The organism is Paenibacillus faecalis, assembly GCF_900289175.1.
GTDB lineage: Bacteria > Bacillota > Bacilli > Paenibacillales > Paenibacillaceae > Paenibacillus_AQ > Paenibacillus_AQ faecalis.
On the sequence record NZ_LT985747.1, the window covers coordinates 785,100 to 797,086 of the forward strand.

The 11,987-nt window shown below is 33.6% G+C and carries 12 protein-coding genes; 5 read left to right on the top strand and 7 right to left on the bottom strand.

Annotated elements, in window-relative coordinates:
- Positions 1 to 49 precede the first annotated feature (49 nt).
- The 3 genes from C8268_RS03815 to C8268_RS03825 are packed head-to-tail and all read right to left on the bottom strand — an operon-like array spanning position 50 to position 2,376.
- Positions 50 to 1,915, bottom strand: a complete 1,866-nt coding sequence (locus C8268_RS03815; RefSeq protein WP_106766450.1) for a hypothetical protein — start codon at positions 1,913 to 1,915, stop codon at positions 50 to 52.
- 25 nt (positions 1,916 to 1,940) lie between these two features.
- Entirely contained in the window at positions 1,941 to 2,135 is a 195-nt protein-coding gene (locus C8268_RS03820) for a hypothetical protein (protein WP_106766451.1), read from the bottom strand.
- Between the two features lie 13 nt (positions 2,136 to 2,148).
- On the bottom strand, positions 2,149 to 2,376 hold the full coding sequence (locus C8268_RS03825; protein WP_106766452.1) for a hypothetical protein: 228 nt from the start codon (positions 2,374 to 2,376) through the stop codon (positions 2,149 to 2,151).
- 930 nt (positions 2,377 to 3,306) lie between these two features.
- Here C8268_RS03825 and C8268_RS03830 point away from each other — a divergent pair.
- Both C8268_RS03830 and C8268_RS03835 read left to right on the top strand, forming a co-directional pair.
- Positions 3,307 to 5,280, top strand: coding sequence for a hypothetical protein (locus C8268_RS03830; RefSeq protein WP_158702664.1), 1,974 nt, complete (start codon positions 3,307 to 3,309; stop codon positions 5,278 to 5,280).
- A 535-nt stretch (positions 5,281 to 5,815) separates the two neighbouring features.
- Positions 5,816 to 6,637, top strand: coding sequence for a hypothetical protein (locus C8268_RS03835; protein WP_106766454.1), 822 nt, complete (start codon positions 5,816 to 5,818; stop codon positions 6,635 to 6,637).
- Positions 6,638 to 6,809: 172 nt separating this feature from the next.
- On the opposite strand, the gene C8268_RS03840 is transcribed toward C8268_RS03835, so the two are convergent.
- Complete coding sequence (locus tag C8268_RS03840; RefSeq protein WP_106766455.1) at positions 6,810 to 7,184, bottom strand: hypothetical protein; 375 nt, start codon at positions 7,182 to 7,184, stop codon at positions 6,810 to 6,812.
- Between the two features lie 24 nt (positions 7,185 to 7,208).
- Entirely contained in the window at positions 7,209 to 8,099 is an 891-nt protein-coding gene (locus C8268_RS03845) for a S8/S53 family peptidase (RefSeq protein ID WP_106766456.1), read from the bottom strand.
- A 591-nt stretch (positions 8,100 to 8,690) separates the two neighbouring features.
- Between C8268_RS03845 and C8268_RS03850 the strand changes: the two genes are divergently transcribed.
- From C8268_RS03850 to C8268_RS23460, 3 genes are all read left to right on the top strand, one after another.
- Positions 8,691 to 8,873, top strand: coding sequence for a hypothetical protein (locus tag C8268_RS03850; protein WP_106766457.1), 183 nt, complete (start codon positions 8,691 to 8,693; stop codon positions 8,871 to 8,873).
- Positions 8,874 to 9,002: 129 nt separating this feature from the next.
- Positions 9,003 to 9,158 (top strand): hypothetical protein, encoded by a 156-nt coding sequence (locus C8268_RS22595; protein WP_158702665.1) that lies wholly within the window; start codon positions 9,003 to 9,005, stop codon positions 9,156 to 9,158.
- A gap of 71 nt (positions 9,159 to 9,229) precedes the next feature.
- Positions 9,230 to 9,379 (top strand): helix-turn-helix domain-containing protein, encoded by a 150-nt coding sequence (locus C8268_RS23460; protein ID WP_420094265.1) that lies wholly within the window; start codon positions 9,230 to 9,232, stop codon positions 9,377 to 9,379.
- An 88-nt stretch (positions 9,380 to 9,467) separates the two neighbouring features.
- On the opposite strand, the gene C8268_RS03860 is transcribed toward C8268_RS23460, so the two are convergent.
- Positions 9,468 to 10,322 carry a tyrosine-type recombinase/integrase gene (locus C8268_RS03860; RefSeq protein WP_106766459.1) on the bottom strand — a complete coding sequence of 285 codons (855 nt, stop codon included), beginning with the start codon at positions 10,320 to 10,322 and terminating at the stop codon, positions 9,468 to 9,470.
- Between the two features lie 824 nt (positions 10,323 to 11,146).
- On the bottom strand, positions 11,147 to 11,974 hold the full coding sequence (locus tag C8268_RS03865; RefSeq protein ID WP_106766460.1) for a hypothetical protein: 828 nt from the start codon (positions 11,972 to 11,974) through the stop codon (positions 11,147 to 11,149).
- Positions 11,975 to 11,987 lie beyond the last annotated feature (13 nt).

The following is an 11,987-nucleotide window of genomic DNA, read 5'->3' on the forward strand; positions in this document are numbered from 1 at the left end:
TAAGTATGGATAAACAGACTTTTACTTTATTATCGGTTAATTGGATGAGTTAATTAAGTTTGATTTGTTGACCGTTGATAGTAACAACACCTGTGGCTTTAATATTAATGTTACCTTGGATATCCATATTTACACCAGTTGGTGAAACCTCAAAAATCGTCCCATTAGACAGACCTATTTTATATTCTCCCTGATCCACAATGAAATTGAAATCCTTACTCTTGGCTATAAATTGTCCATTCTCCGATATAACTGATATACCGTCATCATGCAGCTTTAAACTTCTTTCCCGACCGTAGTTACTGTTCGAGTATACAAGATCAAAGGAACCTTTGGGTTTTATTATGGAGCCTTTTCCATAGCCCCTTAAATCCCCTTCGCCCATATCAATGATAGGATATGCCTCTTGTCCATCTCCTTCAAAATAAAACTTCATTTTTTCTTTCTCTTCCATATCATAAACCATTACAGGCCAAGCTGTCGGCTCAACAGTCATTAACCCTTTTTTTTCAGAAGAAACCCAATATAGTGGTCTTCCATCCGATAATGTTTTGTGGACTTCACTTCCAGGTTTAACTTTACCCGTGATATACGCTGTACTATTTCCTTCAATACGAATATAATTTGACCAATTGTTCAAAGCGGCATTGGTCAACGTAGACAGTCTCCCTGCTGTTAGATTAGAGATAATCCCATCTTGTACAGAAAGCATATTAGCGGCTAAGAGTTCAGCGTCAATAGCACCAATCCCCCGAACATCCATCCCATTAAAATCAGCAAATCCGTCTTCTGTGTTTATAAAGAGCTGTCCGTTTGGCCCCCGAAGATATAGTTTACCTTCGGGGGTTACCCAGAACGACGCCAAATTAGGATTATCATTTCCAAGGTAAATCCCATCTTTATTAACGTGTAGAACCCTATCGCCACTACCAATCCTCAAAGAACCCCCAACCAGTTCTCCATCAGTTATAAATGAATCTTTAAGATGAGCAGATTTTGCATATAAAATTCCATCTAGACCTACCCTAAATGGCGCATCGTTAAAATTCTCAGACCCTAGATAAATTCCATTGTAATCAGCCTTAAATACATGGTTGCCTGAACCAATCTTTAGAGTAGCACCCACGATTTGACCATCTGTAATGAAACTATCTTTGAAATGTCCGCTTTTGGCATTCAAATTTCCATCAAGATCAAGCCAAACAACCCTATCCATTGTTCCATTGACATTTTTATCAATAAAAAAACCGTCTTCATTAGTTAAATTAAATTGTTCTTCATATCGACGTATCGGTTTTCTGTCTAAAATAGGACAAGTCAAATTATGTATTACTTTTCCGTTAGTTAGAGTATATACGGTTAGCTGTCCACCAACTTGTTCATTAGCAAGACGAGAGTATACTTCTGGGTACAGCTCTAGTGGCGAAAGTTTGTTTCTCAGTTGCTTTGCTAAACTTACCGCTTCCTCTACTTGAACCCCAACTGCTGCAAAGGCTGATTCTTCATTGGTACATGTTTCTCTAATTACCTTATAGTTTGTTCTGGAACAAATATTATAGATAACTGGTAAATTGTTTTCAAAACAACAATAAGTCATATCAGCCACAAGCTTCTTTTTAAAATCATATTCTTCACTAAAATTGAAATTTTTACTTTCCTCTAAATATTTGTTCATCTCTTCAATCATGATTAATTTTAAATTGTCCACCGTTTTAGCAGAACATGACTTAAATGAATCCATAATTCTGCGACTTACTACACCATGACCACTAGAGAATACAACTGAATTGTCGATTTGCTCAATCTTTCTTGCAGTCCCTGCAGCATAATTTAGACCATTCATTGTCATTGAAAGCCTTGAATCGGCTCCAATCATAATTTTATTTGATGACGCTAATATTAACCCTAAACTCATTTAACCCCTCCTATTATGTATATATTTATTCGAAAATAATTTCAATTGATTTCAAATCAGCCAAATTTCTTTTGACTCCGTTTGTTTCATCAATAAATGGTGCATTGTTTTCTCTACTAGTAGCAATGAATCTAACGATATCTAAATTCTCAGGAAAAGAATGAATAGGGTTTTTATATGTTATGTCCTCAAATTTCAATGAAATATAATAATTTTTCACCGTTACAGCCTCCTTATTTAGAAAATTGAAAAGTCAAAGCTATCAAATCAGAATATTTATATATAGTCTCTTTATTATCCTTTTCGACAAAAGTAATATTTCCATCGTTTTTGAAACCATTTTTTATGTACTCGATGTTCAAAAATCTTTCAATATCTTGTGATGTAACCTTCTCTAAATCAAAGGATTCTCCAGTCTTTCTGTAACCATTCTCAAAAGTAAAAATTGGTGTAATTTCCATCCTCTTGCTACCTTCTTTCTTATTATTTTGTATATATTCACTTATATAAGTCATTCCAACAAGCTACAATCCAATATTATCTTATTACACTTACATTTCTATACACTAAAAATATCGTAAATACGTCATTCCTCCTTCCCACTATATTTAAGCCCCAAGGGGTTTATCCTTGGCTTCGTTCCGACTTATAGGTTTGCTCCTTTACCTTCCGCAATTCGCTATGTATCAATCAGCTTGGAACAACTCATGAACCAATCTTATCAGCCGATGAAATCAATGTCAATAATTTGTTTATATTTATCTATATTGATATCAGCAGCCCTCAAATTGACGGTATCTTGTCCTATTATGGATGTGTTAAAAATGAACCATTGTTTGTAATAATTCTCTTACGACCTCTCACTGCTCGTTGGACAATTCTGTCCACGGTCATTGGTGTGGAAAGCCAAAAAATCGACCTCTAAAACCCTTGACACATAAGGCTTTTTTGTGGGTGTTTTTTCACTGGTCCACACCACCAACCTTGCAGCCTAAAATCATATTCTCCACCACAGACATATGATCTCCTATGCCCTCGATTGAAACGCCCTCATTGATGACGTATGTTTAACATACTCCATCCTAAATCAATTCTAAGTTGAAATAATAATAAGTAATCAATGAAATGGAGATAGCAACCCGCTTCCTATACAAATACATCTGATAGTCATCAATGTTTGATTTCCCTATTAATTAATCAAGGAAATAGACATGAAAACATGCATCCCGCTTCCTGAAATAAGGATCGTCAAAGGATGAATATAGAGTTGACATATCTCATTTAGCTAAATACAATTAAATAATAGATATTAGTAGGATTATGCGAATTTGATTCTTCAATTACTTAATATCTGATACAAAACTATTACGGAGGTGCTTAATATAAAGTTATTGCTTGATAACACGATGTACAGTCATAAACCCACGCCTGAAACAATAAGATACGAAATCAATAAAGCAGTCCTAGCAAATCCTGTTGATCTCGAACCCGAACAACTTGCACAAGAAATCATTAAAGGTAAATCATTCGTTCCTGGCTACATTACAACAAAGGTAAACGGTAAATTAAGACGTACTGCAGAGTCATGGACATCACAACAGATTGTATGCTTAGACATTGATAATGGGTATTATGACAAGAAGTTAAAGAAGAAGATTAAAGATGTTAGAATGACATGGGAAGAAGCGAAGCAAGAATTTGTAGATACCGCTATGTTCATGTATAAAACCTTCAGCCATACAAATGAGTGGCCTAAATTTAGAGTTGTGTTTGCGTTTGAAGAGCCTTTCAATAATATAAACATATTAAAATTTAATACAGATAAACTTTTCGAAAAGTATCCATTTGCAGATGAATCAACATTTGAAGCTAATCGTATCTTCTTTGGGGGAACTGAACTACATACATTTGATTTTTCTAACCGATTGAAGAATGACCCCCATATTGTAACCCCAATAAGTTATAGTCCTTATATAGAGAATAATTGGGGTAATAATATCCCCCCTCAGACCAACAATAACCAACAAGATACAAATATACTAAGCAATATAGATATCATTAAAAGTAAATATACTTATATAAGTGAAAGAATGAATAAAGAATATTTACCAATTACAGTATCATCACGTAAAGAAGCATACGACTATCTAAAACGAATTAACCTACATGATTATCTCGGTATACAGTACAAACATTGTTTTGACATATTCCATTATGAGAAGAGTCCATCATCTGATATATATCAAGATCCCAATACGGGTTATTGGTGGTATAAGTGCAGGAGCGATAGTAATCCGTTCACTGGAACAATCATAGAAGTTACAGAACGCTTAACCAAACTTAATAAACCAAAATCATTAAAATACTTACTTGATTCATTTAATATCACAATTCAGAAATCTGAATGGCAACTTGAAATCGAAAACTTGATTCAACAGAACCTAGAACTGTTGAGTGATGAAGAATACATCAAGGAAGCATATCCATATTTAAACTCCCTGTTACGGACTCCATTTTATTATTCTGTTCTAAGAGAGATCCATCTGATTGCCTTAGAGAATATTTCAACTCTTATACAGACAAAAGAATCAAACGAGGCTGTATTCTATGCATCTGTTAATCACATTTTAAAGCGACTAGATAGATTCTGTGATTTTGATAGATTCAAAAGCAGTAAGGAGAAGAGACTAAAAGTTATACTGTCGTTACTGGTTTACCTTCAACTGCTTAATCGTATTGGTACAGACAAATTACCGTTAGAGTACGTAAAAAGAGCTAAACTTGAAGCAGAGAAAAAGCATTATAAAAATTTGATCACTTTTTGGTCTCTCCCTTCTATGGCTGCTACACACATGCAAGATGTTGAAAGACTAGCTAAACAATTTCAGAACCTTGGAATGACTGTTGGTAATTTTGATAGACAGATGATATTGAAAACACTTGGAGAAGATGAAGCTGATCGTGTATTTCCAATGCGTAAAGGTGAAAAATTATCAGAGTTGAATGAGATGATCTGTCTTGAATTAGAAAAAACGATGGTAAAATACATAGAACAATTCGGATGGGTAACAGAAAAAAGGATCATCGACAATACTTCATTAGACATTGCTGATATTGACTCTGAAATGAGGAAACGAGACAGAAGAATAAAAGAAGATGATATCATTTCGATTGAAGATAAAGATAAATGGCTGTATGAACTCAAACGTAGACAGTTAAAAAAAATAATAGGTGGTTTGATGATCAAATATAAACTAAACAAACAAAAGTTGAATAATGAACTAATAGAAAAAGAAAATATCCCGCTCCATTACAACGAGAAAGGAAACTTGAGTTACCCAGTAGTATATTTCATCAATAAATAAATATATACAAATTATAAATAAAAAATAAACAACTGTTATGAAAGTGATATGGGTATATATGTGCTTGTATTGCTTTCCTCCCTTCTCACTACTTAACTCCCCTCCCCTATAGCTTTAACAATAATCTATTATGTGTAATTTCGGACTATATAAAAGTAAGTGAATGTGACACATGACACCCCAATTCAAATTTGAATCCCGCTCCCCTTTGACTAATATTGAAGGGGATTTTAAGTATGTGAATTAATCATAGACTTTTCTCGAATACGTTCCGACGTCTGAACATCTGTAAGGAGAACGAAGTTCCGTTCCCCAAAAAATGTTGAACCCAAGCACGTTATCAGTGGTGGTCAATTTGACCACTACTTTTAATATGGAAAATTCCCCAATTTCAGGCGATACTATAGTTAGAAACTTATAGGGGGTTATTGATATAGCACTAATTGATATCATTCTTAAGTCTACAGTTCTGGTCACAGGAATAATAGGGCTTATTTCTGCTCTGGGTAGATACTCCAAAGAAGAACAGCAATTTATGAACAGTGTTAATCGAGGTTTTAGAGGAATCGTTCACTGGTTTCTTTTTACTTCTGTCTTGTTAATTTATTTTACTGTTGCTGCTGGTTTTGAAACAAACAGGACTAGTTTGAGCTTGAAGGTTATAAATTTCATTTTTGTAAATCCTATAACTCCACTAATAACTTTATTTTTGTTTATACTAATTTTATTGTCGTTCACTCCAATATTTAAGAATTTCCTAAAAAGAAGGTTAACTTTAGCGAAAGCTAAAACTAGCATGGCATATGCAATAGTCATTACTATTATAAATCTCGTCTTTTGTGCCCTACTCTCTTTTTACTTTGGCTTAGGTGTAAACGTAATTTTATATGAAATAAATAATATATATGAGTTAGGCTTAGAACACACTTTGCTTGTTTTATTTGACTTAAATAAAGTTGACAATCCACTCTATTTTCTTGCCTTACTTTTCTTATTAACAGTGTATCCAGCTTTAATATCTTTTGTTCGCATGTTTTTTCTTAATGTTTACTTCGACAGAGTTATGGTCAACATTCACTTAAAAAATGGTGAAATAATTAAAGACAGATTTATCGTAAATCCCAATATTGATGGTGGATTGATGGTGGGAGATACTTATGGAAAGTCTGCAGAGAATAAAACGTTAATTCCAAAGGCTAATATAGAAATGATTACATTTAATCGTGTCGGTTATTCTTTTGGGGAGAAAAGAAGAAAGGTAAATATCATTAATCCTAACCATATTAGTGAAGAGGAACACAATGAAATAATAAGGAAATGGCGTTCCAGCCACAAACCCAAACATTCTAATTTCTGAGTGCTTGGGTTTTCTATGCGTAGGGGAGAAGCTGAAAGTGACCCAATTAAGAAAGGAAGGATTGCAGGGTTTTTAAAGGAATATTGGGAAATTAATTATGACATAAGCAAAGCCCCCATTACTTTTTTTGTAATGAGGGCGGGCTAAGAAATTCAATTTAAATTGATCATCTCTATTTACTGAGCATTCTTTTTCCAACCATAAACTCAATAACACTAACGAATAAGGTAAGGAAAAATAAATACCAGTAATTATTAAACAAAGGTAGATAAGCTAGTGACGAAAAAGTAATTAGATAGATACTGTGTATCATGATAGTAAAAGCCAATATTTTTTTTATAATATCTTTTCTCAAAAAAGAATAGGATATAACTAAAATTCCAACGAAAACCGCTAGTATTACTGGTGGTAAATACCAAAAAGAGCTTAATGACAGATTGAGAATTTCAAATTTATCACCGCTGGAATAATAACTAAAGTTGTTATAGCCATCTAATAAAATCAAAAATATTACTATGGCTTGAATAATTCTCCAATCTTTGTTCATCTTAAACTCCTTCTATTAATCATATTACTGTAAGATTATCTCTTTACCACTCCATCCATAAATCGGAAGACCGCCAACAGTTGCCTTTGTTGCAGACTTAGTTTTAAAAATGAAATTCTTTGCACTGGTTGATGTTGTTTTAACTGGATAGGTTTTTTGTTCTTGAGTAACTTCATTGATATTAGTTGTGTAAAGTATGCCATACGCTGCATCCTCGTTTTTAATTAAAAAGGAAGCAAAAGGAGATCCAAGTGTTTCTATTGAGGCGACAAGCTTATCAAAATAAATTCTAATGCCATCAGGACTATTTGTATACCTTGTGTAATGTAACCAACCTTCATTAAAACCAGTTCTAACTCCTGCGCCCTCTACAGGTTTATGTGATAGATGGGCAACAAAATTTCTAGATGCAGCCATAGTACCGATCTGAGGTTCTTCAAATGTAATCTGTAGTTCTTCTGTTTGCGCTTGATTTAATGTACTTATTACTTCATTGGACTTATTATTAATTTCACCATTGTAGTCAATAACAAAACCATGGTCCACATTTTGTTGTTCATCATAAACTAAACCACTCAAACCATTTTCATTTGTAATAACAGTTGCTGAAAGAATAGTCGAGTCATTAATTACTGCTTCACCAGTATACTCTTCAAAATCAATGTTAGAATAATAATCTGCCTCGATTGAGACATTTTTTCCCTCTAAAGAATATGAGAGTGAGAGATGAGAGTCAGCCTTGGAAACCTTAGCGTTTTTCAAATCAGAACCAACAGAGAAAACGTTCTCATTTGAGTTATAACTAAAACCACTAAATTGGTTTGTTGCTTGCTGACTATCGGCAGCGAAACTAGTTCCAGTTAGAGTAAGACTTAAAACGAGACTTGAACAAATCATTAGCAATTTCTTTTTCAAAACTTTCGCCTCCTAAAATATTTATTATTTGTTTCATATTACCAATATACCTCTATTAGAATTAAATGCAAGTCGAGAATTGTCAAATAAAATACAAATATATCAAAAAAAACTATTTAAATGGGGTATTGTGCGTAATTACGCTCTTTCGATTAAATTTTTATCAGTTTTTCAAAGAAAACAGACATTCTTGGAGATATCGTCAAAATTTAACCTTCGGGTGTGAAAGGATGTGCTAGGGCATTATTTGTAAATTTAATCGGCTTTTTTGATGTAAATGTACTCCCCATACCCTTTGCACATGTTGAGAAGGTATTACTCAGTGTGATATTGCCACATCTGGCAATGATAATCTGATACGCTACATCTGGCAATTGATTTGATGCTGTAGTTTGAAACTACATTGTCAAAAATTATGCTTGGTGTGGGAGTGAATGTGCTATGGCGATTTTATGGAACTCGCTTCCAATTCCATCTTTATATTACCCCCCCCATCACCTTAAATAAATATATGAAAAATAACTATAAAGTCGTTGTATTATGTCCGATATCATGATATAATTAGATTGTAAGGGTGAGGGGGGTGAGAACATGAATGAATACATAGCTGTTATCCTAACGGCACTAAACGTATTCGGCTTCTGGCTAAAGTTCATCCTCGATGAAAAAAGGGCTAGAAGGAAGGAACGGGCTGAACGCTTGATACACCAAGAACCATCAACAAATGAAAAGAGTGCATTACCTCCTCGAAAGGTAACACACTCCAAGCACTAAGGGGTTACACCAGCTAGGGGAGCATAAAGTTCCCCTAGTCTTCCCTTACAACAAGTATACACATTCCCATTGCATATAATCAACATACAACAAGATATTGACAATAAACAATTAAGGAGGTTGAATAGTATGACAAGAAATCAGGTTACCTGGTTGTTGCTAGCTTTATCATTTGCAGTAAGTATATTTTTGCCATATCCACGTTACGATGGTGCATTTCAGATGATCGGTGTATTAGGTGCAATTGCATCTGTCTTTATGATGATTAGACATAAAAACACCTAACATTGAGGGGAGCAAGCAATATGGATAGACAAAGGTTAGAAGAACAACTAGATGAAGTAATTAGCAAACTCATGACCACAGAGGAAGCCAGTGAGTTGTGGGGTCTTCATCAAGACTATATCAAGAGGTTATGTGTCGCTGGTACTATAGTAGCAGAGAAGAAAGCTAAGACATGGTGGATACTTCGTGATCAGCCTAACCCAAGACAGAGAGGCCTATAGCATTAGGCTTCTTTTTCTTTTGTTTGCTGCGAACAATTCATAATCCATAGGCTGCCAAGATAAAATTAAAAGCCCATTGATTAGGGCTTTATAGTTTATTCATCATCTCAAGTAATTTCTGTTTGTTAGGATTCGTATAAAGCATTGTTGTGTGTATGTTACTATGTCCAGCTTGTGAAGCAACTTGATGAAAATCCATTCCGTTCTCAATAGCATTCGTACAAAAGAAGTGTCTAAGATCATGCGGAGTGATCTCTTTACCTACAACCTTCGAATACTCATTAAATAACTTGTTTATCACTGTTCTGTTTAGTTTTGTTCCTCTGTTGCTTGGGAACAGGTATTCACTTTGAATCCCCTTCTCTTTTCGTTCTCTTATCCAACTTTGAAGTGCTGCCTTTACCTTATCACTCAACATAACTGTTCTTGACTTACTACCTTTACCTTCGGTCACTACAAGTTCACTAGAGGATAAATGAAAGTCATCCATCCTAATATTCAATGCCTCGCTTATCCTCAAACCACAATATGCAAGCAATGATACAATTGCATAGTTCCGTTTCGAATTACTCTCTAACACTAATTGTCTAAACTTCTCAACATCAGTACGTTCAACATTAGTTAATGAAGCATATTGACGTTGTATCTTCATCATATCCTTTTTGCTTATCATTTGTTCCGACTGGATACCAGCATCAATAAGATATTCGTTAAACTTAATAAGTGAACTTATCTTAGTATTCAATGTAGATGGACTATTTTTCTTTATTGTCTTTAAATAGCTTATGTACTCTTTCACATTCTCCCTGTATAGCTTCTTGAACTCAATTCCTCTGCTTTCTTTAAACCATTTCATAAATCCTCTCACATTTAATACGTAACTGTTAATCGTATTATCGCTTTTGTCTTGGTCTATCAGATATTGTTCAAATAGCTTCAGCATTGTGACCACTCCTGTAAATTATGTTGCATTATATAATAACCGTTTCTTCATAAATTATGTTGCATTTCATAATATGATTATACTAATTACGGGTCTGTTTTACAACATAATTTATATTATGTTGTATTTATATTTTGTCATTTTACAGGAGTGATATCACCATTGTGAAGTGATGAATATTTCTCCCGTGTTATGTAAATTTCTAATTCTACCTTTTGTAGAAATAGAAATATCCTTATGTATAACCAAATTGTGGATCGCTCAATAATCCCAACTGGAAGAACAGGACATCCTCGCATTCACATCGTACACGATATAAGCATATCGTTATCGTCTCGTATAAACGTAAGAAACCCTTATAAATAAAGGAAAACTCTATTATTAATTTAACATCGTATATTAAATCGTAATTATTACTATTTATACAGTTCATTAACCCTTATAAATAAAGGGGTTTTCGTCTGTTTTTTTAACGATTATCTTTCATCCCTAAAAAGTAAGACTCCTTATTCTATAAGGTTTTTTTAATATCCCAAAATCGTATCGTATCATAACATGAATGTGAAAGTGGAAGACATATAATTTAGATTTAAATGATTAAAGAAACTTCATATTTCCTTTCTTTGATTATATTCTAACGTACAATTGATTCTATCAATCATCCTACTATTCAACGATTATTCATCGAAGGCGCTAACATCACGATTAAAACGCTGTGCGTACTAAACTATAGCAACATCTGTTATTAGATCGATCCTACATAAAAAAATAGACTAATCATGAATTACTCTACTAAATAAACCTAGCTCAATTATGAACTAGGTTTATTTGTCTTTAAACAATTCTATAGGTTCAGCCACTTTAAGTTTTCCAGTATTGTATATCCTTGCTCTAAAGTTTTCATTTTTGATTAGCCTATAATTGGGGTTTATTTCTTTATTCTCCATATTCAATTCAGCTGCAATAGCATAATCTTTATATGTACCTACAACAACATAGTTTGGATTCCCTTCAATTATCATGTATTCTGTTTGTTTAGCCGCATTATGATTTCCAATCATAGATAGGTTAGGGATTGTTGCTAATACGAATAAGCAATAAAAGACTACCTTGAGTTTTTTATAACCTAAGCGTCTAAGGATCGTTGTTGTAAGACCGTTAGGTGGACTTTGATTCGTTTCCTCCTCCCATGATATGGAGGCTTCCAACTTTTCTTTGTAACCCTTAACTCTTCTAAACTGAAGTATAGGTAAAACAAATAAGATCATGGCTTCCCCAAAAACAGCAATAAGAAAAAGCAATATTGATGCTATGTTCAGTTCAAAAAATAAGAACATAAATAATAAGAGCAAAGATGATCTAAGCAGTTCATCAACTTTATACGCAATGGCTCTGTTTATTGACTTTAATTGCCTAATTGGGATAGTTAAACTGTCAACTAAAACGAACAAGAACATACTGATTACAATCGTTAAGCTTATAACCTTTACTATTGTTGTAATATTTAGTTCGATGAATTCTTCTGGTACTAAATAATATCCCTTGTATCCTTTATCATAATAATACGCACACGCATAACCTATAGCTGTCAAAATCGCTATCAGTATACCTTCACTTAATAAAGGAATTCGTTTACTTCCCTTTTTCTTCATTTACTACCCCAGA